This window comes from Hydrogenophaga sp. GW101-3F08 (assembly GCF_059424585.1).
On record NZ_JBWKZP010000001.1, the window covers coordinates 547,743 to 574,078 of the forward strand.

Consider the following 26,336-nt stretch of genomic DNA (forward strand, 5'->3'; position numbering starts at 1 on the left):
CCCGCTCTGCCGCCGCACCCCGCTCGCCCGGCCCACCCGCGGCCGGGCGCCGTTGTCCGGCCCTGAGGGGCCCGGTATGCTCAGGACATGTATGCCGAATTCTTTGGCCTGAAGCAGGACCCTTTTTCCATCGCGCCAGACCCGCGCTACCTCTTCATGAGCGAGCGCCACCGCGAAGCGCTGGCCCATCTGCTGTATGGCGTGCAGGGCGGTGGCGGTTTCGTGCTGCTCACCGGCGAGATCGGCACCGGCAAGACCACGGTCTGCCGCTGCTTTCTGGAGCAAACCCCGGCGCAATGCCAGGTCGCCTACATCTTCAATCCCAAGCTCACCGTCATCGAGCTGCTGCGCAGCATCTGCGACGAATTCGGCGTCGAGGTGCCACACACCGGCCCCGGGGAAGCCACCGTCAAGGACCACCTGGACCCGCTCAACGCGTTTCTGCTTGCATCGCATGCAACCGGACGCAACGCGGTGCTCATCATCGATGAGGCCCAGAACCTCTCGGCCGACGTGCTGGAGCAACTGCGCCTCTTGACCAACCTCGAAACCAGCGAGCGCAAGCTGCTGCAGATCGTGCTGATCGGCCAGCCCGAGCTGCGCCGCCTGCTGGCCCGCCCCGAACTCGAACAGCTCGCGCAGCGCGTGATCGCGCGCTACCACCTCGACGCGCTCAACGGGGCCGAAACGCGCCAGTACATCCAGCACCGCATGGAGGTGGCCGGCCTGCACGGACCGCTGCCCTTCGCCGCCAACGCCCTGCACCGCATCCACACCCTGTCGCGCGGCGTGCCCCGGCGCATCAACCTGCTGTGCGACCGCGCCCTGCTCGGCGCGTACGCCGGTGGCCGGCACACCGTGGACAAGGCGGTGGTGGACAAGGCCGCGCGCGAGGTGTTCGACGACGGCCACGCCACCCCCACACCGGCCCGCCCCCGCCGGCCCCTGGGCCAGTTGGCGTGGCTGGGCGCGGGCGCCGCGGTGGGCGTGTTGTTGACGCTGGCACTGCTGCAGCGGCCGGGCCCGACGGCTCGGGCGGCCAATGAGGCCGATCCCCGGCCCGCGGCCGGTGCGCTGCCAGCCGCCACCGAGACCACAGCCCGGCCCTTGGCTGCGGCCGTTTTCCCCGCAGAGGCCGAAGCCACCCCGTCGCCCTCGCCGCTCCCAACGCCGCCGCTGACCACGCTGCCCACCGCGTCCGACCTGCTGCGCCCTCAAACGCTGGCCTGGCGCGCCCTGGGCCTGATGTGGAGCCCCCATCTCGGGGAAGGCGAACCCTGTGCCGCTGCACCGGCCCAACAACTGCAGTGCTACCGCACCGGCCGCATGACGCTGCACGGCCTGCGCCAGCTCAACCGCCCGGGGCTGCTGACGCTGCGCCTGCCGGGCCAGCCCCCGGGCTGGGCCCTGATCACCGGCATCACGGCCGAAACCGCCACCCTGCAGGCCGGGCAACAACGCTGGCAGATTCCCCTGACCGCGCTGGCCGACATCTGGCGCGGCGAGTTCGCCACCCTCTGGCGCTTGCCCCCGGGCCAGACCACCCGCCTCGCGGACGGCACCCGTGGCAGCGCCGGCCAATGGCTCGATCAACGGTTGAGCGGCCTGCAGGCCACCGGCCAACTGCCGCCCGAGGCCCAGGACCTGGACGCCCGCGTGCAAGCCTTCCAGCGCGCCCACGGCATCGACGCCGACGGCCGGGCCGGCCCCGTCACCTACATGCAGGTCAACCGCGCCAGCGGCGTTGACGAGCCCCGCCTGAACCCCGCCTGAACCCGACCCGAACATGTCCTTCATCCTCGATGCACTCCAACGGGCCGACGCCGAACGCGAGCGTGGCCACGTGCCGGGCCTGCGCAGCCACGGCATGGCCCCCCAGACCCGGACCGGCCCCCTGGCCATGGGCCGTCGCCCGCTCATGATCGGCACCACGGTGCTCGCGGTGGCCGCGGCGCTGCTCTGGTGGTGGAGCGGCCGCGCGCCAGCCCCCGCCCCGCAAGCGGCCACGGCCGCCACCCTGGCCGCCGCCCAGATGGTCCAGTCAATGCCAACGCCCCCAGCGCCGCCGACCCCCGCGCTGCCCATCCTGGCACCCGAGCCCCCGCCCGCTGCGCCCCCAGTCATGGCGCCTGCCCCACCACGGGCGCCTGTGGCCACACCGGCCGAAACCCCACCCGTGGCGGCGGCGCCAACCCCGGCGCGCCCCGCAGACGCACTGCCCGCTTACGTCGGCGGCGCGGGTCCCGACGTGAAGATCAGCGGCTCCACCTACTCCGAAAACCCGGCGCACCGCATGCTCATCGCCAATGGCAAGGTGGTGCACGAAGGCCAGGACATCGCGCCCGATCTCAAGCTCGAAGTGATCGGCCCGCGCGGCGCCGTGCTCAACCACCGGGGCACCCGCTACAACATCCACTACTGAGGCACACCACCATGGACACGCCCCCCGTGCTGCTGGCCGACCGGTTGAGCTTTGGCTGGCCCGGCCGGGCCCTGTTCCAGGAACTGAGCTTCAACATCCCGCCGGGCGTCAGCCTGATCCGCGGCGACGATGGTTGCGGCAAGAGCACGCTGCTGGGCCTGATGGCGGGCGACCTGCAGGCCCAGGGCGGCACGATCAGCGTCCACGGTGTGCGGCTGGACCAGCAGCACGATGCCTACCGCCAGCAGGTGTTCTGGATCGACCCGCAGACCGAAGCACACGACGCCATCAGCGCCGCCGGCTACCTGGACAGTCTGAGCCACCACTACCCCGCCTTCAGCCGCGCCGCGCTGACCGAGCTGGTGGCGGGCTTCACGCTGCAACCCCACCTGGACAAGCCGCTGTACATGCTCTCGGCCGGCAGCAAGCGCAAGGTCTGGCTGAGCGCCGCGTTTGCCGCCGGCACCGCGCTCACGCTGATCGACCAGCCCTTCGCCGCGCTGGACGCGCCCTCCATCCGCTTCTTGCTGGAGCTGCTGCAGGAAGCGGCCAATCACCCCAGCCGGGCCTGGGTGCTGGCGGATTACCAGCCCCCAGAAGGTGTGCCGCTGGCCCGGGTGCTCACCCTGGGCGAAACGCCGGGCGGCTGAGGCCGGGGTTCACTTCAAGTGCCCCGGTGTTCGGCGCCCCGCCACGTTCCCGTGGCCATGTACACGCCACCCATCATCGCGCCGTCGTCCACCTCGAATGCGTCCAGTTGCTTGGCCAGCCCGCTCCAGGGTTCCCCCAGGCCGTCCATGGCGGTGACCGAATACAGCGCCGCCCCCAGCACGAACAGGTTCACCGGCCAGGCCCACAGCGGCGCCCAATGCAGCCCGGTGGCGACCACGCGCGCGCCGGGCTTGAGGTGGCGCAGCACGTTGGCGATGGCCTCGGGGCATTGCAGCACGTCGTGCGTGAAGTGAAACAGGGCCGCATCGGCCAGCTCGTCCAGATGCGCCGTTTCGGCGGGCGCCTGGACCAGGCTCACATGTTTCCAGCCCTGCGCGGCAATCCGCTCGCGGGCCTTGTCCATCATCTCGGGGCACTGTTCGATGCCCACGATGCGGCCCTGGTGGCCCACCGCGTCGTCCAGCAAGGCAAAGCTCAGGCCGGTGCCGCAGCCCACGTCCAGCACGGTGTCGCCGCGGCCCAGGTTCAGCCGCGCGACAGCCTCTCGGCGCAGGGGTTCGAACAGCGCCAGCTCGCTGTCGTAGCCGCTGGCGCGTGAGCGGTATTGCGCCAGGGCCGCGCGGCGGTCGGGCGGCCGGTTGCGCGGCGTGGAAACAGGGGGTTTGGGCATGAAACTCCAACAAGACTGTGGGTTTCAGGATAGGCCCGCCATGGCCCCACGGCAATGGGTGCGCGAACGCCATTGTTACCAGCTGTCGGATCGACTTGAGCAACGCGCGGCAAAGGTCAGCCGAAGGCGTGGCCGTGTCCCAACGATCACCGCCCCATCCCGGCCGTGCCGGTGGGCCGGTCGCGGCCGGGGAGATGGGGCGACAAGACCGACGCACCCCAGCGCAAGGGCATGGCGCGCGGCCAGTGCTGCACCGTGGACACCCGCAGGCGCAACAGCCGCTCCGCACCCGCGAAGGCCACCGGGTCGAAGCCATCCCACACCACCTCGGCGCTCGCCGCCACCTGCAGCATGTCGCCCTGCTCGAAGTCGATGAACAGCAGGCCGGCGCGGGCGTCTAGGGCCAGATTGCCCAATGTGTTGAAGTAGCCGTTGCCGCTGAAATCCGGCAGCGTGAGCGTGTCGTCGGCGTCGATCCGCACAAAGCCCGGCCGGCCGCCGCGGTGCGAGACGTCCACGCCCTCGGCGGCGCTGGCCGGCGTGCGGGCCGCCGGATGGGCGCTGGCGATGAAGAGGGTGTCGGCGTTCTGGATCAGGCGGCGCGCCGCGGCGTCGAGCCGATCACCGCGCGCCAAGGGTTGGGGAGCCGCACCACCCTGCTCGACGAACCGCGCCTCCCGCGCCTGGATGTACTTCGGGCAATTGCCGAAGCTCTGTGACACCTGCAGCTCGAAACCCGCCGCGTCCATGGCGCCCACCTGCCCATTGGCGCGGTTGCGGCGCCGCGTGTGGGGCTCGATGCCGAGCAGCCCCAGCGGCGCGCCGGGCCGCAGATGCTGCGCCAGCGGGTCCTGCGGCCAGGGGTGTGCGGCGATGCGCAGGCGCTCGGCGCTCGAGGCCTGCACGAAGCCGGGCCGACCGGCCAGCACCGACGCCCAGGGCTGGCCGTCGGCGTCCACGCTGCCGACCACGACGAACGGCAACTGCGCGAAAAAGGTCTGGTGCTGCTCGGGCAGGGCGGCACGGACCACCCTGGGCCCGATCTCGGCCAGACGCTCGAGATTGCCGGCGCGCTGCTGCAGCGCCTGTTCACCGGCATGGAAAGGGGCGGCGGCCATGGCCTTCAGGCGAGCAGGCCGGCGGCGGTCCGGGGCATCGCCACAAAACCCGGCAGGGCCTCGATGCGGGCGAGCCAGGCGCGCACGTTGGGGTAGTCGGCCAGCGACACATTGCCTTCGGGCGCGTGGGCGATGTAGCTGTAGTTGGCCACATCGGCAATGGTGGGCCGCTCGCCGACCAGGAAGGGCGAGCGCTGCAGCTCCTTGTCCATCACCGCCAGCAGGCCATGCGCCCGGGCGATGACCTCTTTGGCGTTGAAGTCCATCTTGAACACCGTGATCAGCCGGGCCGCGCAGGGGCCGTACGCCACCAGGCCGGCGGCCACCGTGAGCCAGCGCTGCACCCGCGCCGCGCCGACCGGGTCGGTGGGCAGCCAGCGCCCGTTGCCGTAGCGGCTCGCCAGGTAGACCAGGATGGCGTTGGAATCGGGCACGGTCACGTCGCCGTCCTGGATCACCGGCACCTGGCCGAAGGCGTTCATCGCCAGGAAGGCGGACGACTTCTGCTCGCCGCCGAGCAGGTCCACGTCGTGGGGTTCGACCGGCAGGCCGAGCAGGCTCAGGAACAGCTCGGCGCGGTGGCTGTGGCCCGAGGTGCTGAAGCGGTAGAACTTGATGGGCTGGGCGGGGGCGTTCATGGGTTTCTCCGAAGGGTTTTGAAAGGGACGGTCCCAGTTTGTTTTAATCCGATTGCCGGATCAATGGCATAAATCGGATTTGACTGCTGCAATAACCGGATCAATACCGCATGGACAAACTCAAAGCCATGGCCACCTTCGTGCGCATCGCCGACGAAGGCAGCCTGACCCGCGCGGCCCAGGGGCTGGCCAGCTCCCTGCCGGCCGTGGTGCGCTCCCTGGCCGCCCTGGAGGCGCATCTGGGCGTGCGGCTGTTCCACCGCACGACGCGGCGCATTTCGCTGACGGAGGAAGGCCGGCGCTACCTGGTCGGCGCGCGCGAGGTGCTGGCCGCGGCAGACGCCGCCGACCTCGCGCTCTCGGCCGCAGCGGTCGACCCGTCAGGCTTGCTCACCGTGGCAGCGCCGGTGCTGTTCGGCCACATGTACGTGGCGCCGGCGATCGTGCGTTTCATGCGCCACCACGACCGGGTGCGCTGCACCGTGTTGCTGAACGACCGCATGGTGAACCTGCTGGAAGAAGGCATCGACGTCGGCATCCGCATCGGTGCGCTGGAAGATTCTTCGCTGGTGGCGCAAGCGCTGGGCTCGGTGCGGCGCGTGGTGGTGGCCAGCCCCGACTTCCTGCTGGCGCAGGGCCTACCGCGCCACCCGCGCGACCTGAACGGCGCCTGGTGCGTGCACGGCCGTGTCGACGCGCCGGCGCACTGGGAATTTCATGAAAGCGGCAAGCCGCTGAGCGTGCCGGTGCAAAGCCGCCTGGCCTTCAACCACATCGCGCCGGCCATTGAATCCTGCGCCGCCGGCATGGGCTACGGCATGTTCCTGTCCTACCAGGTGATGCCGCTGGTGGCGCAGGGGCGCTTGCGCACCGTGCTGGAGGCCTACGAGCCGCCGCCGAACCCGGTGAACGTGGTGTACCCGAACGCGCGGCTGCTGCCGGCCCGAACGCGCTGCTTCGTCGACTGGATGAAGAGCGAGTTCAGCGGCATGCGGCTCTAGAAACTGTTGGACGCCAACTTGAGACCGGCCGTATCGCAGGTCAGCAATTCCAGCGCATTGATTCGATTGAAATAGCCCTTGGACAGGGTTTTGTATTGCTGCAGTTCTTCGCGCGACACATAGGAAAGAATCAATTCTTCCTTCTCTTTGTGTGAAACCGGCTTGTTCAGCAACCGGTTGGCACGGCTGTCGAAACAGGCCTCGGCGCTCAGGTGCTTGTAGGCCAGGTCTTCCTGGTACTTCCGCTGGGAAACGCTTTTTTCGATGGTCTTCTTGTACAAGGCCACATAGGCGCTCGCGGCCTCATTCACGTCGGAATGTGAGAACCGGGTGATGCTGGCGTCGAATCCATCGGCAACGGCCGGATTCGTCACGGGTGTAGAGCAAGCGGCCAGACCCATCAAGGCCACCAGTGACAAACCCCATTTGGCGTGTTTCATGCTATTACCCTTTCAATTTGATCAATGTGCCAATCCCAAGCGCTTCTTCTTATCTTCAACACAAACAAACTATCGGCACGACCCGTGACAAATTGAGTGAATGGGCAAACTTTTTTCAGCTAATCCAATGGTATTCATCGGAGTCCCGCAACCCACCCCGAATTCATTAAAAACAAGGGGGTCGAATAAACAAAAGGCCCGGACCGTTCAGGGCCCACCGGCCCCGGGCGCAAAATGCGTGGATGAAAGCACCCCCCAGACTCCAGTCGCTGATCGAAGAAGGCCTGATCGACACCGTGGTGCGTCAGCTCATGAGCGGCAAGGAGGCCATGGTGTACGTGGTGCGCTGCGGTGACGAGACGCGCTGCGCCAAGATCTACAAGGAAGCCACGCAGCGCAGCTTTCGCCAGGCGGTGGACTACACCGAGAACCGCCGCGTCAAGAACTCACGCCAGGCCCGCGCCATGGCCAAGGGCACGAAGTTCGGCCGCCAGGCGCAGGAAGCCGCCTGGCAAAGCGCCGAGGTGGACGCGCTGTACCGCCTGGCCGCTGCCGGCGTGCGGGTGCCGCAGCCCCACAACTTTCACGACGGCGTGCTGCTGATGGAGCTGGTGACCGACGCCCAGGGCGACGCCGCCCCGCGCTTGAACGACCTGAGCTTCACGCCCGAGGCCGCGCGCACCCACCACGCCGCGCTGCTGGTGGAGGTGGTGCGCATGCTGGGCGCGGGCGTCGTGCACGGCGACCTGTCGGAGTTCAACATCCTGCTGGGCCACGTGGACGGTGCGGATTGCCCGGTGATCATCGATCTGCCGCAGGCGGTGGACGCCGCGGGCAACAACCACGCCCAGCGCATGCTGCTGCGCGACGTGGCCAACCTGCGCGACTTCTTCGGCCAGTTCGCGCCCGAGCTGCTGGCCACCGCCCACGGCCCGGAGATCTGGGACCTGTACCAGCGCGGCATGCTCGGCACCGACGTGGCACTGACGGGCCACTTTGCACGCCCACAAGGCGCGGTGGACCTGGGCGGCGTGCCGCGTGAGATTGGCGACGCACAGGCCGAGGAGCAGGCGCGCCGGTTGCGCATGCAGTCCGCGGCGTAGCCGGCGGGCCACCGGCACGTCAACCCGGATGGTTCTGCTGCGCGCCCGCGCCGGCCAGGAAGTCCAGCGCGATCCGGCTGAAATCCGCCGGCCGCTCCACCATGGGCGCATGCCCGCAGGGCGCCAGCACCACCGGCTTCGCGTGGGGCAGCAGCCGCATCACCGTGTCGAGGTGGCTCACGGGCAGAAACCGGTCCTGCCGGCCCCAGACCACACAGGTGGGCGCCTGGATGCGCCGTGCCTTGGCGTGTGAGTCGTCGATGACCGATGGGCGAAAGCCGCCCAGGTGGATCAAGCCCCGCAAGGTTTTCAGGAACGCCTCTTGGGCACCCGGTTGCCGGGCCAGCGCCACTTTCTCCCGCACCATCTCTGGCGTGATGCACGCCGGGTCGGCCACCGCCGTTCGCCACAGCCGGGCGGTGCCCCACGCGGTGGGCCGGGTGAGCAGCTCACCCAGCCCCGGCAGCGAGGCCAGCCGGAAATCGAACAGGGTCGGGTTGGCCATGGTTGCGGGAGCCGAGAGCACCAGCGATGGCACCCGCTCTGGGGCCATCGCAGCACACTCCATGGCCACCCGAGCGCCGAGCGAGTTGCCCACCAGCGAAGCCCGATCCAGCCCCATGGCGTCCATGAACCCCAGCGTGAACCGGGCCAGGGTCGCCACGTCGTAGGTCCCATCGCCCGGCTTGGCCGTGAGCCCGCAGCCCAGCAGGTCCAGCGCGTACACCCGGTGCCGCGTCGCCAGGGCATGGATGCTGTGCTCCCACTCCAGCACCGAGCAGCCGATGCCGTGGATGCACACCACTGCATGCCCTTCCTGCCCCACCTGCCAGTACCGGACTTGGTGACCCGCTACGGTGGTGAACTGGTCATCGGGCCGGTTCACTGCCCTGCCCTCCGTGCGGCGCTCATGCTCTGGCCTTGAGCATCTGGTCGCACACGTAGTGCGCCAGCGCGTACACGGTTTCCGACGGGTTGTAGCCGATGGAGGTGGGCAGCAGGCTGGCGTCGACCACGTAGAGGTTTTTTACGTCGTGCGTCTCGCCATGGGGATTGACGACGGTCTTCTTCGGGTCGCGGCCCATGCGGCAGGTGCCCTGCGGGTGGAACGAGGTGTACTTGTAGCGGGCGGGCTCGTTCTTCAGGCCGCCGATCACCTTGTCCACGTCTTCCACGCGGTCGATGCTGGAGATGTGGGTGGTGGGCAGGTACAGCCGCTTAGCGCCCGAGGCGAACAGGATCTTGGCCGTGGCGATCAGCCCCTTCTTCATGGCCTCGAAGTCCTGATCGTCCACGAAGTAGCTGATGTCTTTCTGGCCATCCTTCCAGCTCACCTGGCCCACGTTCTGGTCGTGAATGAGGCTGATCAACCGGATGGTGTTCTTGTAGCCCGACATGTAGGCCACATAAGGCTTGCCCGTGCCCGGCTCGGCCTGGAAGCTGGCTTCCACCGGCTCCTGGATGGCGTTGAGCAGGATGTAGCCGCCCTTGTCGGGCAGGGTGTTCTGGTCCATGTAGAGCGAGTGGGTGGCGCCGTGGAAATCGCGCACCTCGTGCGGAAATTCGGCGGTGACCGACATGGACGGGTGGCAGGCGAAGTTCTTGCCCACCTGCCCGCTGCTGTTGGCCAGACCGCTCTTGAGCAGCAGCAAGGGCGTCTGGATCGGGCCGGCGGCCATCACCACGATGGGCGCATCCACCTGGATGTCCGCCTTCTTGCGGCCGGTGGCCGGGTCGATGATCTCGCCCTTGACGCCCACCGCCTTGCCCGCTTTCGACAGCACCTCGGTGACGCGGGTGTCCGAGTGGATGACGGCCCCGTGCGCCACCGCCCACGGCAGGTAGGTCACCAGCATGGACTGCTTGCGGTCGGTGGTGCAGCCGCTGAAGCAAAAGCCGGTCATGGCGCAGTCTTTGATGTTGCGCCGGGCCTTGCCCTGCGGGTAGCCCAGCTTGTCCATGCCCTGGCCGATCAGCAGCGCGCCCGGGCTGGTTTCCTGCGGCCCCACGGTCTTGATGTGCAGGTTGCGCTCCACCTTTTCAAAGATGGGCTTCATCACCGCCGGGGTGAGGTTGGTCAGACCGAATTCCTTGGCCCACAGCTTGAGGTAGTAGTCGGGCGTGCGAAAGCACAGCGCGGCGTTGACCACCGTGGAGCCGCCCACGCAGGCGCCCTGCAGCACCGAGATGTCGCCCGCCGAATTGGTCTGCCCGCCATGGTCCTGGTAGAGCGTGCCCATGGCCACGGCCAGCATTTCGGGGAACTTGTCGGAGGTGATGTACGGCCCGGCCTCCAGCACCACCACCTTCTTGCCGGCCTTGGCCAGCTCATAGGCGGCGATGGCACCGCCCGCCCCCGAGCCCACCACCACGGCGTCGGCCTTCAGGTGGAGCTGGCTGTCCTTGATGTCCGCGGCCTGGGTGACCTTGAGGCCCTGCTTTTCAACTTTGATCGCGTGTTTTTTCATGTTGTCTCCGATGTGGGGGGGCTCAGCGCGTGGGCAGCGGGGCGTTGCCGAGGGACTTCAGGCCGTTGCGTTTCGATATCGGTCCGTCGTATTCCAGCGGCGCCCAGGACGCGGGATTGGCCCAGTACGAAAGTTGCACCAGCTTCTTCAGGCCCGAAGCCAGGGCGCGGTGTGGCACCTCTTTGGCGTTGCCCCAGGCGTCCAGAAAGGCGGTGGCCGTGGCGTCGTCCAGCGCCGTGAAGCGCTTGCCGTGCTGCGCCACCGGGCCTTCGTTGAAATACTGCAGCCCGCCCTTGAGGCCCGCCAGCACGTGGGGCGCCATGGTGCCCAGCAGGGCCGCGTCCAGCGTGCCCAGCAGCACCTCGGGCGTCCAGGGCGCGAGCGCGCTGCCGCCCACCGGCAGCACCACCTCGGCCACGCGGCGAAAGATGTCGGCCTCGGCGGGATTGATGCTCTTGAGCGCCGGGGCCTGGGCCTGCGCCACCGACGCGGCGCCACCGGCGGCCACGCCCACGGCGGCACCGGCAAAGGCCATGAAGTCGCGGCGCGACAGGCGGGCGACGACCGTCAGGGCCTGGTTCAACGGGGATGGGGTGTCCAGATGCATGGTGTGTGTCCTCTTGGCGTGCGTGGGGTCAGAAGGGATAGACGATGGGTTGCTCCATCACACTGACCCACTGGGTCTGGGTGAACTCGTCCAGGTTGGCCGGGCCGCCAAAGCGCCCGCCGTTGCCCGAGGCGCCCATGCCACCAAAGGGCACGTGGAATTCGTTGTTCACGGTCTGGTCGTTGACATGGATCATTCCGGTGTGCAGCCGGTTGGCCACGGCCATGGCCCGCGACACGTTGGCGCTGTGGATGGCGGCAGCCAGCCCGTAGGGCGAAGCGTTGACCAGCTCGACCGCCTCGTCCTCGGTGTCGAACACCGTGATGGGGGCCACGGGGCCAAAGATCTCGTCGGCGAACGCAGGCATGTCGGCGGTCACGCCCGACAACACCGTGGGCTGGAAGAACAGGCCCTCGTGCGTGCCGCCGGTCAGCAGCCGGGCGCCCTGGGCCACGCTGCGGTCCACGATGTCCTGCACGCGGCTGCACTGCTTGGCGTTGATGATGGGGCCCAGGTGCGCGGGGCCGGCGTGCGGGTCGCCCACGTAGAGCGCCTTCGCCCGCTGGACCAGCTTGTCGGCATAGGCCTCGGCCACTTTGCGCTGCACCAGGTGCCGCCCGGCCTGCATGCAGATCTGCCCCTGGTGCAAAAAGGCACCCCAGGCGCCGTTGGAGGCGGCGGCGTCCAGGTTGGCGTCGTCCAGCACGATGAGGGCGTTGTTGCCACCCAGCTCCAGCGCCACCTTTTTCAGCAGCCCGCCACAGGTGGCGCCGATGCTCTTGCCCACCGCCGTCGAGCCGGTGAAGGAAATCATGGTCACGTCTGGGTGGCGCACCACGGCGTCCCCCGTTTCGGGGCCGCCCGGCAAGACGTGCAGCACGCCGTCGGGCAGGCCCGCGTCGGCAAACACCTGGGCAATCAGGTGGCCGCCAGTCACCGCCGTCTGGGCGTCGGGCTTGAGCAGCACGGCATTGCCCAGTGCCAGCGCCGGCGCCACCGAGCGCATGGCCAGCAGCAGCGGGAAGTTCCACGGGGCGATCACCCCCACCGTGCCCATGGGCACGCGGCGCCAGAGGTTGGTGCGCCCGGGCATGGACGAGGGAAACAGCTGCCCATTGGCCTGCATGGGCAGCGCGGCGGCCATCAGCATCTGCTCGTAGGTCGCGTGCAGTTCCCATTCGGCCTTGGGGCCGATGGAGCCGCATTCGCGGATGTTCCAGGTGTTGATCTCGGCGGCGCGCTCTTTCAGCAAACGGGCGGCCTCGCGCATCACCGCCGCGCGCTGGTCGAAGGGCGTGGCAGCCCAGGCGGCGCGGGCGGCCTTGGCGCCGGCGGCGGCGCGGTTCACGTCGGCCGGATTGGCGATGCCGGTTCGTTCCAGGGACTGGCCGGTGGCCGGTTCCCGCACGGCCTGCACGCCGCCAGCGGCGTCTGTCCATCCGTTGCTGAAAATCTTGCCTGACCAAATTGCGGGGCTGCTGACGCTCATGGGTTGTCTCCGTATCGGTATGTGTTCGTGGTGGGTCACCGGTGGCGTTTCTGCAAGCGGTGTGCCAAAACGGCAATCCAGTGCATGCGAGCCCTTTTTCTGCGGGTTTGTCCGGGGTTTTGTGCCCCTTGGCGGCTGCCCATCGCGCTTTCTCACCCTCTGCCACCGGCGAAAACGTCTCACCGAGACGCCTGTTTCGTCTCAACCCGGGACGATCCGTCTCAACGCCGGGTAAACCCGCATGAGACCGCCATCAGCATGAACTAAAGTGCATCAAACCCACCCCGCTGCCGCCCATGAACCACCGCACCCCAGTCCTGCCGAGTCCGCGCATCGACTACCGGCCCGAGCGCATCTGGGAAGCCCGCCAGCACTATTTCAACGAGGGCCAGCTGCCCGTCGGGCTGCTGGAGCAGCCCCTGCTGCGGTCGTGGGAGCGCTGCCGCCAGTCGGGCCGAGCGCCCCAGGAACATGTGGTGTTCGACCCGGTGGGGCGCAGCCACCTGAGCGCCCTGCTGGAGCGCGAACACCGCTTGCTGCAGGCCGCCCGCCCCGAGCTCGACGTGCTGGCCGGGCGCGTGTCCGACGTGGGCTACGCCGTGCTGCTGACCGACACCGTGGGCCAGGTGCTGGCGGTGGCCGGCGCGCTGGACCGCCACTGCCAACCCATGCGCCAGGCGTTTCGCCCCGGGGTCGATGTGTCGGAAGCGGCCATCGGCACCAGCGCCATGGCCGTGGCGCTGGCCGAACAACGCACGGTGCGCGTGCTGGGCCCCGAGCACTACTTCGCCAACAACCAGATCTTTCATTGCTGCGCTGCGCCGGTGTTCGACCCGCGCGGGCGCCTGATGGGCACGGTGGACGTGACCCGCGACGCGCCGCAGCTGGTGACCGGCGTGATGGGGCTCACCCACCAGTGCGCCCAGCAGATCGAGCAGCGGCTGTTCGACGCCCTGCCCGTCTTCATGAGAATCGAGCTGCCCGACACCCAGGGCGCCGCCCTCGCCTTTGACCGCGACGGCGTGCTGCTGGCCGCCAACGGCGCCGCCCGCCACCTGTTCGACATGCCGGTGCTCCGCGAAGGCTGCACCTTTGAAGACCTGTTCGAAGGGCGCTTTGACGCCTGGGCCTCCAGGGCCAGCCGCCAGCCCGCCGGCAGGCTTCCCCTGCAAATGCACGGCGGGGTGCGCCTGCAAGGCGTCTCCCTGCCCCAGCGCCCAGCGGCCCGGGCGTCGGTCAGCCCGGCGGTTCCCGCCAGCGCGCCCCGCACCGCCACCCCCACCGGGGCCACCACCCCGCTGGCGCCGGAGCACCCCGTGGCGCTGCGCGCCCTCGAAGCGGGTCTGCCCGTGCTGGTGACGGGCGAAACCGGTGCCGGCAAAGAGGTGGCGGCCCGCGCCCTGCACCAGGCCAGCCAGCGTGCGCAGGCGCCGTTCCTGGCCATCAACTGCGGCGCGCTCACGCCCGAGCTGATCGCGTCAGAACTGTTCGGCCACGTGGAAGGCGCCTTCACTGGGGCCGTGCGCGGCGGCAGCATCGGCAAGTTCGAAGCGGCGCGGGGTGGCACGGTGTTTCTGGACGAAATTGGTGACATGCCCCTGCCGCTGCAGGTGGCCCTGCTGCGGGTGCTGGACCGGGGCGAGGTGTTGCCCGTGGGCGCCACGCAGCCGCGCGCGGTGGACGTGCGGGTGGTCTGCGCCACGCACCGAAACCTGCAGGCCCTGGTGGCCGAAGGGCGCTTTCGAGAAGACCTGGTCTACCGCATCAGCGGCTTCGTGCTGGCGGTGCCCCCACTGCGCGAGCGCGACGACTTCGACGCCATCGCGGACAGCCTGTGCCAGCAAATCGGCGCCGACGCATCCCGCCTGAGCGCTCCGCTGCGCGCCCAGCTGCGCCAGCACCCCTGGCCCGGCAACGTGCGCCAGTTGCGGCACGCGCTGACGCTGGCTTTCGCGGTGGCCGAACCGCTGCGCCCCCTGACGCTGGACGACTTTGGGCAGGCTTTGCCTGCGGCGGCAGCATCCCCAACAACGCCGTCCCCCCCGCAACCTTCCGGCAACACAGCCGGACCGTCAATCCACGACGCCCAGCGCAAGGCCATCGCGACCGCCTTGCAACAGACCCGAGGCAACGTCACCGCGGCAGCGGCCTTGCTGGGCATGGGGCGCGCCACGCTGTACCGCCGGCTCAAGTCAGACCCGGAGTTGGCCGGCTGCGGCGATCCGCGCGGATAGTGCGACCCGTCGAACAGACAAAAAAGCCCCGGACCGCTTCCCGTCCGGGGCTTTTGTTCTTTGCGCGCTGAAGCCGCTTACGGCCTACTTTTTCGTAAGCGACTGGGGAACACAAGTTGTGCAGTAGACCCCGGGTGGTGAACAGCCGTCAATGCTGCCACGCAAGCTTCGCACCCGGTCAAGATGGGTTCACCGACCACTTGCACTACTTGGCCTTGAGGAACTCTTTCAGCGCATCGAGGCAATATTGAAGACTTTCCCAAGATGTGTCATGACCCGGGGAAAGGCGCAGGACAGCGCTCAGCTTTCGAGCTTGCATATCCCATGGAGTAAACGCGATGGGACTGAGCGCAGCCTCCACATTTCGCACCTGTAAGGCTCGATGGAGAGTAGTTGCGGAACAACTGGCGCACTCAAGAGTCACGATGCCGGAGGAATCATGCTGCCCAGTCCGGTGGGCGCGGATGCCTGGCAGAGTGTCCAGCATGGATCGAAGCCAGTCGGCGCGCTTCTGGATTTCGGAATGTATGTGTTCTATGCCGAAGGTATTCCAGACAGCGATCGAAGCTCCCAAGCCGAGCCGAAGAGCCACAGATGCTTCCGACTGCTCCAGGCGCCGAGCATCCTTGCGGTATGCCCAGGTATTCCCGGGTTGCCATGGGCGCGAGAAGTGATCTGCATTCAGTGGTCGCAAGCGAGGTAGAAAATCCGGGTGGACATAGACAAAACCCGTTCCACGCGGACCACGAAGCCACTTGCGTCCCGGCGCCGTCAATGCGGCGCATTGCAACCGCCGAACGTCCACGGGCCACTGCCCCACCACTTGAGCGCCATCCACCAACAAGGGCACACCAAACTTGGCACAGAGAGCGCCCAAGGCTTCTGCAGGCTGGACCAGCGGGCTATTTGCGGGCATCCACGTAAGAACCACGAGGCTAGCGGGGGTGCGCAACAGCACTTCAAGCGCCTCCAGATCCACTGCTCCATCGGAGTCGCTGGGGATTTCTTCCACCTGCACGCCGAACTGGGTCGACAGCTGCATCAGGATTCCAAGGTTACCGCCCCATTCAGTGCGAGCGACCAGAATACGCCCGCCGTCACTCCAGTCCAAGGCGCTCACAACACGGCTCCAGCCGTCGCTATTACCCTGAGTCAGGGCAATGTCCTCGGGCGAAGCGTGAATCGTTGCCGCGATGCTGCGGTATAGCCCCTCAATGTCGGCTTGCGCTTCTCTTGCCGCGCCGTAGCCACCCAGCTCCTGCTCGCGCTGCGCGTGGAGGTGCATGGTGTGGAGTGCTGCATCAGGAAGTGGCCCGCAGGCGGCATGATTGAAGTAGTGCATCAGGAGTGGACGTTTGGTGAGGCCACAAACGACAGCCGGGACGGCGGAGGCTATTGGTGCAGTTCGTCCAGCTAAGCGCCATGCGGGAAAGGCAGTTTTTGGCCGAGACCTGAAGTCTCGGCCTCCGCCGCCATGCCGATGCTCTCGCCCAGCGTGGGGCGGATGGATGGTCCGGCGCCCATCTCGATGGCCAGCGCGATCTCGCCAACCATGTCGCTGGCGTGCATGCTCGCGATGCCGCCGCCCAGGATCTTGCCGTGGCCGTGGGCCTCGGGCGATTCGTCGAACAGCAGCTTGGAGAAGCCCTCGTCGCAACCGTTGGCGATGGCGCGGCCCGAAGCCGTCCAGGGAAACAAGCCCTTCTTGACCATGATGCCCTGGGCCTGGTCCTCGGTCAGGCCCACGATCTTGAGCATGACACGAGGGTCGTAGGCGCTGGCGCCGGTTTCGTCGTTGCGAAAGCACGCATCCAGAGCGCGGAGATCGACTTCGTTGTCGACCAGGTGACTTTGAGCGTTGAAACATGGATTCCGCTGGTGGCTCTTCGTTCCGGGTCGGGGAGGTTTTTGCACAGCCTCAACGACCTTTACGCCGTCACACGCGCACTTGAGTGCCGAGCCGTGCGCACATATTGTCACGAACAAGCACTAGAACCTTGTTCAAGTCATCCTTCAAAGTCTGGAATCCGGGAGTGAGTTCGAGAGTAACCTCATCCATATACAGCCGGCGGTTGATTTCGAGCTGGATCGAGTGCCTCTCACGCGCTGGATCGGCATAGGCCCGCACCAACTCGACCCCTTTGTAAGGGCGGTTCACCCAGCAGGTGTACCCCAGAGCCTCGAAGGCCTCAGCCATGGATTGGGTGATCGCAGGGTCGGCGGTGGTGCCATCTCGATCACCCAAGACGATGTCCGGGTGAATCAGCCCTGGTTCGTCGGTGGCCAGCCGACCGGCCACGCTTGGCATGGAGTGACAGTTGATGTGCAGCACGCCCCCGCTGACCTCGGAGGTTCGATCCAAAAGTGTCTTCAGAGCCAAGTGGTAGGGACGCCAACAACGATCAATGCGCTCCCTGACTTCTGCCACAGACAGGTACCGTTGGTAAATCGGTGTACCGTCATCCATCAGACGCCACACCAGCCCCTTGCCCAACCGGCTTTTGCCGGAAGGCGCCACTGGCTGCGGCCATGACTGCGCCAGCAGCAGGTGGTCGACGTCATCCACCGCTCGATTGACGTCGATGTAAGAGCGGGGAAACTCCGCCGCCAGTAGCGCCATGCCAAGGAAGGGCCCCTGATCAAACAGCTGATCGACATGCGTGTCCTCTGCCGTGCGCAAATGGGACAGCGTCAGGCTGTAACCAAAGTCTTCGGGGTAATGGGTTCCGGAATGGGGCGAGTCCAACACCACGGGCACCGGATCGGTCACGGGATATGTGACTTGAAAAAAAGCGGGCATTTTGTTACTCGAATTTCAGTCCAGCCTTTTCGACCACCGTCCGATAGTTCTGAATGCCCTTGGCAACGGCCTGACGGAACTCAGCGGGCTGATTCCCCACCGGCTCGGCCATCACTGACTCCAGCCGCTTGGCGATGTCTGGCCTTCTCAGCGTTGCCTGCGTGGCTGCCAGCAGGCGCTGCTGCACTTCGGGCGCCAGTCCGACCGGCCCAACCAGACCGAACCAGGCGGCATCATTGGTCAGGGGCAGGCCAGCTTCAGTGAAGGTTGGCACATCGGGCAGTGCCGCCAACCGCTTGGGTGACGCCACCGCCAGCGCACGCAGCTTGCCCGCCTGAATGTGCGGCCACGATGAGGGCAGGTTGTCGAAGAACACTTGCGTTCCACCCCCCATGGTGTCATTCAGGGCGGGGCCTGCCCCACGGTATGGAATGTGGGTCATGAATACCCGCCCCTCATACTTGACGGTCTCACCCATCATGTGCCCAAGACTGCCGTTTCCAGGCGTTGCAAAGTTGAGTTTGCCTGGATTGGCACGGACATAGGCCAGAAACTCTGTCATGTTTCGGACAGGCAGACCAGGGTACACACTGACCACGTTCGGCACTGCGGCCACCTGGGTGATGAGTGTGAAGTCCTTGATGGCGTCGTACTTCAGGGTTGCGGCAGGCTTGATGGCCGGGTTGATGACGTGCGTGGAGACCGTGGCGAGTCCCAGCGTGTAACCGTTGGGTTCGGCCGTTGCCACCGCGCGGGCTCCGACCGTTCCACCTGCGCCAGCCTTGTTCTCCACCACCACGGGGGAACCAAGTTCTTTGCTGAGGCCATCAGCCAGGATGCGCGCCACCAGATCGGTGGAACCGCCGGGGGCAAACGGGACAACCAGAACCACAGGCTTGACTGGATAGGTCTGCGCGAACGCTGAGAGGGGGCCAAGCACCAGAGCCCATGCGCACATCGAACGTCTTGAAAAGATCATGAGAAAAGCTCCTACGTTGATTGAGAACGGCATTACACCCGAATACGACACCGGTAAGATAGCGAGAAGGATGCACAGGTTAATGAGCAATTTTCATGATCTTTTTGGACATACACGCCATGCGCCGCCTCTACCCGTCCACACTCGAACTGCTTGCTTTCGACACCACTGCGCGCCACCTGAGCATGTCGCGCGCAGCCAGCGAACTGTGCGTGACACAAGGCGCAGTGAGCCGGCAAATTAAGCAACTTGAACACTGGCTGGGTGTGAGGTTGTTCGAGCGGGTGCGCCAGCGGCTGGTGCTGACCGACGTCGGCAAGACCTACCTCGATCAGATCCGCCCCAGTCTGACCGCACTGGAACAGGCCACGCTGGCTTTGCGACAGAGCAACCCTGAGCAGGGATTGACGCTTTCGTGCGTCCCGACGTTCGGCGCCAAGTGGCTGATTCCGAGGCTCCCCGACTTCAAACGGGATCACCCCCATATCACGCTCACGTTTTGTCCGTACGGTCACGGACAGGGAACAGTGGACCTGTCCATACGGTACGGCGAAGGTGTCTGGCCTGGGATGACCGCCGACTACCTGGGCGGCAAAGAGCTGTCCGTGGTGTTCGCCGCAGGGATGGGACAATTGGACACGCCAGCAGGAGTACTTCGCCACCCACTCTTGCACCACGCAAGCCTCCCTCACGCATGGGAACAGTGGCACACCGCAAACGGTTTGTCGGGTTCAGCGTCTTACGCTGGTCCACGCTTCGAACAGTTCTCGATCCTGATTGAGGCCGTGATCGCCGGTCTGGGTGTTGGATTGGTACCGACCTGCCTGGTTGAACACGAGCTTCAACTGGGCAAGGTGAAAACGCTGCTGTCGATCTCCCCACCCAGTTGGAAGGGCTATTACGTCACTCAACCCTATTCGGCAACCCGGCACAAACCCGCTGCCCAATTCCACCACTGGTTGCTGCAGCAGGCCCAAATGACCGCGAATCACGAGCACAAGAAATCGGGTTGAATCTTTCCGATGCTCTCGCCCAGCGTGGGGTGCGGGTGGATGGTCTTGCCGAGATCCACCCCCCTCGGCCCCCAGCCACCGCCAACCGCGTCAGCCAGCGAGCAGATCCAGCACCGGCAACCGGTTGGACACCTTCATCTCACGCAATGAGATGTTCGATCGGATGCTCAACACGCCCGGCAACTGCCGCAGGACCCTGTCCACGAACCGGCTGTAGTCGTCCAGATCCTTGGCCACGACTTTCAGCAAAAAATCCGCCTCACCGGTGATGTTGTGGCAGTCCACGACGTAGGGGCAGGCCCGGATGATTCGCTCGAAATGGGCTGTGACTTCCTCACCGTGCTGGGTGCAGACGATCTGCACAAAGGCCATGACGCCGATGCCCAGCTTTCGGCGGTTCAAGTTGGCCTGGTAGCCCTCGATGATCCCCAGCTCTTCCAGGCGTTTTTGCCGTCGCCAGCACGAGGCTTCACTCAGCGCCAGTTCCTCGGCCAGCTTGGTGTTGGCCAGCCGGCCGTCCTGTTGCAGCCTGGCCAGCATGGCGAGGTCGGTTTTGTCCAGTGCGTCCATGTTTGAAAGATTCCTTCAGCGGCCACCCTTGGGTCGCGAAGGAGTTTATCGAAACTCGTCATAAATTCGACAAAAACCGCAAAACACCGCCACATGAAATCCGTAAACTGATGGAATCATTCACCCACTTGGAAACCCATGAAAGCCGTCCTCTACGAGTCCTTTGGCGCCCCACCCCGTTTGACCCAGGTTCCAGACCCCACACCCCAACCCCATGGCGTGGTCATCAAGGTCATGGCCACGGGGGTGTGCCGCAGCGACTGGCATGGCTGGATGGGCCACGATCCCGACATCCAGCTCCCCCACGTGCCCGGCCACGAGTTCTCGGGCGTGGTGGAAGCGGTGGGGCAGCAAGTGCAGAAGTGGAAAGTCGGCGACCGCGTCACGGTGCCGTTCGTGGCGGCGTGCGGGCATTGCCCCGAATGCCATGCCGGGCACCACCAGGTGTGTGACCACCAGTTTCAGCCCGGCTTCACGCACTGGGGTTCGTTTGCCGAGTACGTGGCCATCCACCAGGCGGACATCAATCTGGTGGCCCTACCGCCAACGCTCGATTTCGCCACGGCGGCCAGTCTCGGGTGCCGGTTTGCCACCTCGTTTCGCGCCGTGGTTGACCAGGGCAAGACCTCGGCCGGGCAGTGGGTGGCGGTGCACGGTTGTGGCGGGGTGGGCCTGTCGGCCATCATGATTGCCAACGCCATTGGCGCCAACGTCGTGGCGATCGACATTGCGGACTACAAGCTCAGCCTGGCGCGCTCACTGGGCGCGGTAGTGACGGTGAACGCCACGCAGGTGGCCAACGTGGCGGAGGCCGTGCGCGAGATCACCCAGGGCGGCGCGCATGTGTCGCTGGACGCGCTGGGCCACCCCACTACCTGTTTCAACTCCATCAGCAACCTGAGGAAGCGGGGCAAACACGTTCAGGTCGGCCTCATGCTGGGCGAACACACCACGCCAGCCGTTCCCATGAGCCGGGTGATTGCCCACGAACTGGAAATCCTCGGAAGCCACGGGATGCAGGCCCACCGGTACGGCGCCATGCTGGCGATGATGGATTCGGGAAAGCTGTCTCCCGAAAAGCTCATCGGCGAAAGGATCAGCCTCGCGCAATCCATCGATGCGCTGATGAACATGGACAACTTCTCGGTGGCCGGCGCCACCGTCGTGACCGAGTTTTAAGAGCCAGCGCTTTCAAGGGACGGGGTCAAGCACGCTGCGCCCGACCCCGAATCTGCCGAAGCCATCCACGCGAGCAGGCCGCTATATGGCCTGCTCGCGTCTGCGTCAGTTGGTGATGTCAAAAGTGGCATCGCTGCGATCGGTCTGGGTCTTGATGGGATCCAGGCGCAGCACGTAGCTGTAGTGGCGGATGTGGTGCGTCGGGTGGCTGTACGCCTGGAAGGAGAAGGCCTCCGCATCAGCCAAGCCCGGCACCTGCTTGAACGTCGCGTCGGTCGCGAACTGCGGCGAACCGTCATAGGGCGCCAGTTCGAAGACGAAGTTCTTGTGCCGCAGGTAGTAACCGGGGAAGTTCACCGAGGCGAAGGACACGTAGCCCGAGTTGTTCGCCAGGCCCTTCACCATCCGGAACTTCGAATCATCCAGTGGCGAGACGTTTGCATCGATGCGCACCGCGAAGGAGGCATGCCGCACGTACCGGTCCGGAAAGTTGGAGGACTGGATTCGGTTGATGGGGGTGCTTCCTCCCCACTGTGCGTTCAAGCGGCTCAACTCTGCGGCGCTCAGGTTCAGGATGCCGCCGTGCCGCTTGCGACTCGAGCCCAGGTTGTACGAGCCCGACGGCACTTTCTGCCAGTTCTGCGCGCTGCCCATGTTGATCGAGGTCAGCGGCAGATAACCCTTGCCCGCAGCGTACTGGTCAACCCACATGCCCCACTTGTTCTCGTTGTTGAACTGGAAAAGGATGGGCCCTTCCACCATGCTGCCCGTCAGGCCGATCTGAGACAGATCGCCGATGGTCGTCCACGCGCCCAGCACCGACTGGCTGCCTTCGACGGTGATCTGGCCGTCGCCCGAGGCCCGCACGTACTTGTAGCCGCCGACGCTGCCTGCGACCTCAAGAATCTGCGTGTCGATGATGCCTTGAGTTCCGGGCCGGTCGATGTACATCTGCGGTGCGGTGAAGGTGCGGAAGTCGGTCGTCTTCGCGTAGTAGATGCGCGCTTTGTCGACGCCGTTGAGCGGCGAGATGGTCGCCCAGTACACGATGTAGGCGTTTGATGCCGGGTCCCAGATGGCTTCGGGCGCCCAGGCGCAACCCGCGTTCGGGATGGCGCCGGCGACGTCGACCAGGCGCGGTTCAGACCAATGCACGAGGTCCGTGGATTCCCAGATGACCAGCTTGGTGCTGGCGCGGTGCTGGGCGGCGTCCCAGCCCTTGCCGCTGGCGATGCGCAGATCGGTGGCGAGGATCCAGTACTTGGAACCATCGGGTGAGCGCACGATGGTGTGGTCACGCACGCCCTTCTCGCCCACGGTCGACATGAGGACGGGCTGGCTGTTGTTCAGGTCCGTCCAGTACATGCCGTCGGTGCTGACGGACATGTAGGTTTGCTCACCTTGCGCGGATTCCCCGGTGAAATGAACCAGCAGATAGCCCGCCGACTGCGCCTGCGCGCCGCCGAAAGCAGCGGCGAGCATGGTTGCGGCAACAGCCGACCGAATCGATTTGAAAAAAGTTTTCACAAGTAATTTCCTGTCTCCGTGGAAGGCAGCCTCTTTTTGTTCGCACCTCATTGGCAGGCGGTCGTTTTGAAAGGCTTGCCCAATTCCCGCTATCGCAAGTGCAGCGCCGTTTAACGCACGGACTCACGATTTGACGGGCTCGTTGCTTCTCGCTCATCTCGGCGAGTTGGCGACGGCGATGCTAAAGAGGCACCGGTATAAGCGCCAATCGTTTTTTTCCGTATTGCGATAACAGATCGGGCATCCGGGAATACCCCCGACCAAGGCGCACTACCCCGTGAACCACCGCATGGGCACCAGCACGATGGAGGGGAACAGCACCATCAGGAACATCATGGCAAATTGCGCCGCCATGAAGGGGAGCACGCCTCGGGTGACCTCGTCCATGCGCATCTTTCCCACCCCGGCCACCACGTTCAGCACCGTGCCCACCGGCGGCGTGATCAGGCCGATGGCGTTGTTCATGATGAACAGCACGCCGAAGTAGACCGGGTCGATGCCCGCGGCCTTGATGACCGGCATCAGCATGGGGGCCAGGATCAAGATGGTGGGTGTCATGTCCATGGCGGTACCCACAGCGATCACCAGCAGCATGATGGCCATCATCAACAGCATGGGGTGGTCCATGAAGGGGCGCAGCAGCTCGATCAGTTGGCGGGGAATCTCGGCCACCGTGATCAGCCAGGCGCTGACCATGGCGGCTGCCACCAGAAACATGATCACGGCGGTGGTTTTGGCCGCGCTGACAAATACGGCCGTCAACTGGCGCCAGTGCAGTTCGCGGTAGACCAGCGTGGCCACCAGCAGCGCGTAGACCGCGGCAACGGCCGCCGCCTCCGTGGGTGTGAACACCCCCATCTTGAGACCCACGATCACGATCACCGGCAGAAACAGCGCCCAGGTGGATTCCTTGAGCGCCCGCAGCTTCTCTGCGGCAGAGGCCTTGGGGGGCGGCGTGATGCGCTCGCGCTGTGACACCCAGTACCACGCCACCGCAATGGACACACCCATCAGCAGTCCCGGCACGATGCCCGCCAGAAATAGCTTGCTGATCGACACATTGGCCGCCACGCCAAACACCACGAAGCCAATGGACGGAGGAATGACGGGTGCGATGATGCCGGCCGAGGCAATCAGCCCCCCGGCACGGGCCTTGTCGTGGCCGGCCTTCACCATCATGGGCAGCAGCAGCGCGGCCAGCGCCGCGGTGTCGGCCACGGCAGAGCCCGACAGTGCCGCGAGCATGCAGGCCGCCAGGATGGCCACAAACCCCAGGCCACCGCGCCGGTGCCCGACCAGCGTGAGCGCCAGCTTGACAATGCGCTGAGACAAACCACCCACGTTCATGATCTCGCCCGCCAGCATGAAGAAGGGCACCGCCAGCAGCGGAAACGAATCCGCGCCGTTGATGACGTTCTGCGCCAGGATCTGGGCGTCAAACAGGTCCAGGTGCCACATCAGTGCGACGCCAGACGCCAGCAGCGCGTAGGCGATGGGCACACCAATGGCCATGGCTGCCAGCAGCGAGCCGAGGAAAATGAAAACAGTCATGGAATGTCTTTCCCGGGGCCGGTGGTGCGATCAAGGCGGAAATCGGGGGCAGCAACCAACTCTTCGGACCCGATGGCCTGCACCAGCTGATCGTCGGGCACCTGCCCGGACAACAGGCGCCAGAGGTCCAGCAGCAGCAGCAGCCCCGACGCCACGGCAAACACCACCCCGGAGGCATAGAAGATGGCGACGGAGGCCCCGGTGACGGGTGCTTCCACATCCCAGTTGATGCGGGCCTGTGCCAGCGCACCACTGAACAGCAGCCAGGTGCAGAACAGCATCAGCCCATGGCTGGCCACCAGGCAGATGCGCCGACCGATGGGGGGCAGCTTGGTGAGCAGGATGTCGGTGCCCAGGTGGCCATGCTCCTTGACGGCGATGATCGCGCCCAGGAAAGTGATCCACACGAAGAGCCAGCGCGACAACTCCTCGCTCACGGAAATGCCGGAGTTGAAAGCGTAGCGCAGCACCACGTTGCCAAACACCAGCAGCAGCATCGCGGCCAGTGCCAGGGCAATCAGCACATGGATCCACCGGGCGCAACGGTCTATGAGGACGGTCAGCATGGGGCGTCTCCTCTTTTTTGCTTCAGAGTGCCGTGCCCTGCAGCAGCCCGCGCTGCGTCAGATTGCCGATGAAGGCGCGCAAACCAAAGCGCCAAGGCGCCGCTGTTTCGCAGTGTGTCACGCGGTTGTGCAAGCCGCCCAGCCAGGCGCTCTGGATGGTGACGACATCCCCCAGCTTGTGGGTAAAGCCGCTACCGGGCTGGTCGCGGTCTTCGATGGGCGCGAACAAGGTGCCTAGAAACAGCATGAACCCGTCGGGGTACTGATGCGCTGCCAGGGTCTGCGCCACCAGGTCGGTCGGGTCGCGGCTGATGCTGGCCATGGTGTTGATGCCGCGCAGCTCATAGCCGTCCACACCCGCCACGTGCAGGTGCACGGTTTCATTGCGCACCTGGTCCATGCCAAAGCCGGCATCGAACAGGCGGATGAAGGGGCCCAGTGCGCACGATGCGTTGTTGTCCTTGGCCTTGCCCAGCAGCAGCGCGCTGCGGCCTTCGATGTCGCGCAGGTTCACGTCGTTGCCCAGCGTGGCACCCACGATGTCGCCCCGGCTGTTCACCGCCAGCACCACCTCGGGTTCGGGGTTGTTCCAGGCCGAATCGGCGCGAATGCCGATGTCCTCGCCGCAGCCGACCGAGGCGAGCACGGGCGCCTTGGTGAACACCTCGGCGTCGGGGCCAATGCCCACCTCCAGGTACTGGGACCACAGCCCCTTTTCTTGCAGCAAGGTCTTCAGGGCCATGGCTTCTGGCGACCCGGGCCGGATGTCAGCCAGGTTCTCGCCGATCAGACCGAGCACCTGGCTGCGTAGCCCTTGCGCGCGGCCGGCATCGCCCCGTGCCTGCTCTTCAATCACGCGTTCGATCAGGCTGGCCGCAAAGGTGACGCCAGCGGCCTTCACCACCTGCAGGTCGCAAGGTGCCAACAGCCAGGGGGCTTCGGCGGTGCGCTGGCCGGGCAGGCTGTTCTGGACCAGCTCATCCACACCGCACAGGCGCCGCCCAGGGGTGTCGTGCACGGCCTGGGCGGGCTGGGCGGTGTCGAGCAGCGTGCTCATGGTCGGATAGCTTTCGCTCAGGTCAAACACCCCCTCGGGCCGCAGCGCCACCACGGCCGGGCCAGGAATGGCGCCATGCGCCCACACGCGGCCCACCAGGGTGCCTTGCAGGCCGTCGGCAGGCAAAACCCGGGCAAGCGCTTGGGCGTGGTCGTCCGCACCGGTCAAAGTGGCCGCTGTCATGTCGTTCATACGAGTCCTTCAAGGGTTCAGGTCGCCACCCACGCGCGGC

Annotated in this window: 24 protein-coding genes and 1 pseudogene; 8 read left to right on the forward strand and 17 right to left on the reverse strand. The window is 66.1% G+C overall.

What is annotated here, in order from left to right:
• Positions 1-87 precede the first annotated feature (87 nt).
• From AC07YZ_RS02820 to AC07YZ_RS02830, 3 genes are read left to right on the forward strand one after another with little or no spacing between them, the layout of a single operon-like run.
• Positions 88-1,773 (forward strand): ExeA family protein, encoded by a 1,686-nt coding sequence (locus AC07YZ_RS02820; protein WP_494793625.1) that lies wholly within the window; start codon positions 88-90, stop codon positions 1,771-1,773.
• Between the two features lie 13 nt (positions 1,774-1,786).
• Complete coding sequence (locus AC07YZ_RS02825) at positions 1,787-2,422, forward strand: general secretion pathway protein GspB (RefSeq protein ID WP_494793626.1); 636 nt, start codon at positions 1,787-1,789, stop codon at positions 2,420-2,422.
• A gap of 11 nt (positions 2,423-2,433) precedes the next feature.
• The gene (locus tag AC07YZ_RS02830; RefSeq protein WP_494793627.1) at positions 2,434-3,072 is read left to right on the forward strand and encodes an ABC transporter ATP-binding protein; all 639 of its coding nucleotides are present in this window, start codon (positions 2,434-2,436) and stop codon (positions 3,070-3,072) included.
• Between the two features lie 14 nt (positions 3,073-3,086).
• Here AC07YZ_RS02830 and AC07YZ_RS02835 read toward each other — a convergent pair whose 3' ends face one another.
• From AC07YZ_RS02835 to AC07YZ_RS02845, 3 genes are all read right to left on the reverse strand, one after another.
• Positions 3,087-3,764, reverse strand: a complete 678-nt coding sequence (locus AC07YZ_RS02835; RefSeq protein ID WP_494793628.1) for a class I SAM-dependent methyltransferase — start codon at positions 3,762-3,764, stop codon at positions 3,087-3,089.
• A 146-nt stretch (positions 3,765-3,910) separates the two neighbouring features.
• Positions 3,911-4,882 carry a pyridoxamine 5'-phosphate oxidase family protein gene (locus AC07YZ_RS02840; protein ID WP_494793629.1) on the reverse strand — a complete coding sequence of 324 codons (972 nt, stop codon included), beginning with the start codon at positions 4,880-4,882 and terminating at the stop codon, positions 3,911-3,913.
• Positions 4,883-4,887: 5 nt separating this feature from the next.
• Positions 4,888-5,520: a glutathione S-transferase family protein gene (locus AC07YZ_RS02845; protein ID WP_226492823.1), complete on the reverse strand. Its 633-nt coding sequence runs from the start codon at positions 5,518-5,520 to the stop codon at positions 4,888-4,890.
• A gap of 110 nt (positions 5,521-5,630) precedes the next feature.
• On the opposite strand from AC07YZ_RS02845, the gene AC07YZ_RS02850 reads away from it, so the two are divergent.
• Positions 5,631-6,521 (forward strand): LysR family transcriptional regulator, encoded by an 891-nt coding sequence (locus tag AC07YZ_RS02850; RefSeq protein ID WP_494793630.1) that lies wholly within the window; start codon positions 5,631-5,633, stop codon positions 6,519-6,521.
• Here AC07YZ_RS02850 and AC07YZ_RS02855 read toward each other — a convergent pair.
• Positions 6,518-6,961, reverse strand: coding sequence for a hypothetical protein (locus AC07YZ_RS02855; RefSeq protein ID WP_226492821.1), 444 nt, complete (start codon positions 6,959-6,961; stop codon positions 6,518-6,520). The two genes, AC07YZ_RS02850 and AC07YZ_RS02855, sit on opposite strands and share 4 nt — an antisense overlap.
• A 242-nt stretch (positions 6,962-7,203) precedes the next feature.
• Between AC07YZ_RS02855 and AC07YZ_RS02860 the strand changes: the two genes are divergently transcribed.
• A complete protein-coding gene (locus AC07YZ_RS02860; RefSeq protein ID WP_494793631.1) occupies positions 7,204-8,064 on the forward strand; it encodes a PA4780 family RIO1-like protein kinase in 861 nt (286 codons plus the stop codon).
• Between the two features lie 19 nt (positions 8,065-8,083).
• On the opposite strand, the gene AC07YZ_RS02865 is transcribed toward AC07YZ_RS02860, so the two are convergent.
• Genes AC07YZ_RS02865 through AC07YZ_RS02880 form a run of 4 tightly spaced genes read right to left on the reverse strand, consistent with a single transcriptional unit; the run spans position 8,084 to position 12,628 of the window.
• Positions 8,084-8,950, reverse strand: coding sequence for an alpha/beta fold hydrolase (locus AC07YZ_RS02865; RefSeq protein ID WP_494793632.1), 867 nt, complete (start codon positions 8,948-8,950; stop codon positions 8,084-8,086).
• 22 nt (positions 8,951-8,972) lie between these two features.
• A complete protein-coding gene (locus tag AC07YZ_RS02870) occupies positions 8,973-10,532 on the reverse strand; it encodes an FAD-dependent oxidoreductase (RefSeq protein WP_494793633.1) in 1,560 nt (519 codons plus the stop codon).
• Positions 10,533-10,554: 22 nt separating this feature from the next.
• Entirely contained in the window at positions 10,555-11,139 is a 585-nt protein-coding gene (locus tag AC07YZ_RS02875) for a twin-arginine translocation signal domain-containing protein (RefSeq protein WP_494793634.1), read from the reverse strand.
• 28 nt (positions 11,140-11,167) lie between these two features.
• Positions 11,168-12,628 carry a benzaldehyde dehydrogenase gene (locus AC07YZ_RS02880; RefSeq protein ID WP_494793635.1) on the reverse strand — a complete coding sequence of 487 codons (1,461 nt, stop codon included), beginning with the start codon at positions 12,626-12,628 and terminating at the stop codon, positions 11,168-11,170.
• Positions 12,629-12,924: 296 nt separating this feature from the next.
• On the opposite strand from AC07YZ_RS02880, the gene AC07YZ_RS02885 reads away from it, so the two are divergent.
• The gene (locus AC07YZ_RS02885) at positions 12,925-14,862 is read left to right on the forward strand and encodes a sigma-54-dependent Fis family transcriptional regulator (RefSeq protein ID WP_494793636.1); all 1,938 of its coding nucleotides are present in this window, start codon (positions 12,925-12,927) and stop codon (positions 14,860-14,862) included.
• 205 nt (positions 14,863-15,067) lie between these two features.
• On the opposite strand, the gene AC07YZ_RS02890 is transcribed toward AC07YZ_RS02885, so the two are convergent.
• The 4 genes and pseudogenes from AC07YZ_RS02890 to AC07YZ_RS02905 all read right to left on the reverse strand — a co-directional run bounded on the left by AC07YZ_RS02890 (position 15,068) and on the right by AC07YZ_RS02905 (position 18,641).
• The gene (locus AC07YZ_RS02890) at positions 15,068-16,204 is read right to left on the reverse strand and encodes an aminotransferase class V-fold PLP-dependent enzyme (RefSeq protein WP_494793637.1); all 1,137 of its coding nucleotides are present in this window, start codon (positions 16,202-16,204) and stop codon (positions 15,068-15,070) included.
• A 71-nt stretch (positions 16,205-16,275) separates the two neighbouring features.
• Positions 16,276-16,659 (reverse strand): annotated as a pseudogene (locus AC07YZ_RS02895) (oxidoreductase dimerization domain-containing protein); the annotation flags it as partial.
• A gap of 139 nt (positions 16,660-16,798) precedes the next feature.
• On the reverse strand, positions 16,799-17,662 hold the full coding sequence (locus AC07YZ_RS02900) for an N-formylglutamate amidohydrolase (RefSeq protein ID WP_494793638.1): 864 nt from the start codon (positions 17,660-17,662) through the stop codon (positions 16,799-16,801).
• A gap of 4 nt (positions 17,663-17,666) precedes the next feature.
• Entirely contained in the window at positions 17,667-18,641 is a 975-nt protein-coding gene (locus AC07YZ_RS02905) for a Bug family tripartite tricarboxylate transporter substrate binding protein (protein WP_494793639.1), read from the reverse strand.
• Positions 18,642-18,736: 95 nt separating this feature from the next.
• Between AC07YZ_RS02905 and AC07YZ_RS02910 the strand changes: the two genes are divergently transcribed.
• On the forward strand, positions 18,737-19,654 hold the full coding sequence (locus AC07YZ_RS02910) for a LysR substrate-binding domain-containing protein (RefSeq protein WP_494793640.1): 918 nt from the start codon (positions 18,737-18,739) through the stop codon (positions 19,652-19,654).
• Between the two features lie 90 nt (positions 19,655-19,744).
• On the opposite strand, the gene AC07YZ_RS02915 is transcribed toward AC07YZ_RS02910, so the two are convergent.
• Positions 19,745-20,224: an Lrp/AsnC family transcriptional regulator gene (locus AC07YZ_RS02915; RefSeq protein ID WP_494793641.1), complete on the reverse strand. Its 480-nt coding sequence runs from the start codon at positions 20,222-20,224 to the stop codon at positions 19,745-19,747.
• 138 nt (positions 20,225-20,362) lie between these two features.
• Here AC07YZ_RS02915 and AC07YZ_RS02920 point away from each other — a divergent pair, with 138 nt between their 5' ends.
• Positions 20,363-21,403, forward strand: a complete 1,041-nt coding sequence (locus AC07YZ_RS02920; protein ID WP_494793642.1) for a zinc-dependent alcohol dehydrogenase family protein — start codon at positions 20,363-20,365, stop codon at positions 21,401-21,403.
• A 105-nt stretch (positions 21,404-21,508) separates the two neighbouring features.
• Here AC07YZ_RS02920 and AC07YZ_RS02925 read toward each other — a convergent pair whose 3' ends face one another.
• From AC07YZ_RS02925 to AC07YZ_RS02940, 4 genes are all read right to left on the reverse strand, one after another.
• A complete protein-coding gene (locus tag AC07YZ_RS02925) occupies positions 21,509-22,885 on the reverse strand; it encodes an AbfB domain-containing protein (RefSeq protein ID WP_494793643.1) in 1,377 nt (458 codons plus the stop codon).
• Between the two features lie 315 nt (positions 22,886-23,200).
• Positions 23,201-24,481 (reverse strand): TRAP transporter large permease subunit, encoded by a 1,281-nt coding sequence (locus AC07YZ_RS02930; protein WP_494793644.1) that lies wholly within the window; start codon positions 24,479-24,481, stop codon positions 23,201-23,203.
• Positions 24,478-25,047, reverse strand: coding sequence for a TRAP transporter small permease (locus tag AC07YZ_RS02935; protein WP_494793645.1), 570 nt, complete (start codon positions 25,045-25,047; stop codon positions 24,478-24,480). Before AC07YZ_RS02935 ends, AC07YZ_RS02930 begins: the two co-directional genes overlap by 4 nt.
• Before the next feature lie 22 nt (positions 25,048-25,069).
• A complete protein-coding gene (locus AC07YZ_RS02940; RefSeq protein ID WP_226492807.1) occupies positions 25,070-26,296 on the reverse strand; it encodes a fumarylacetoacetate hydrolase family protein in 1,227 nt (408 codons plus the stop codon).
• Positions 26,297-26,336: the final 40 nt, after the last annotated feature.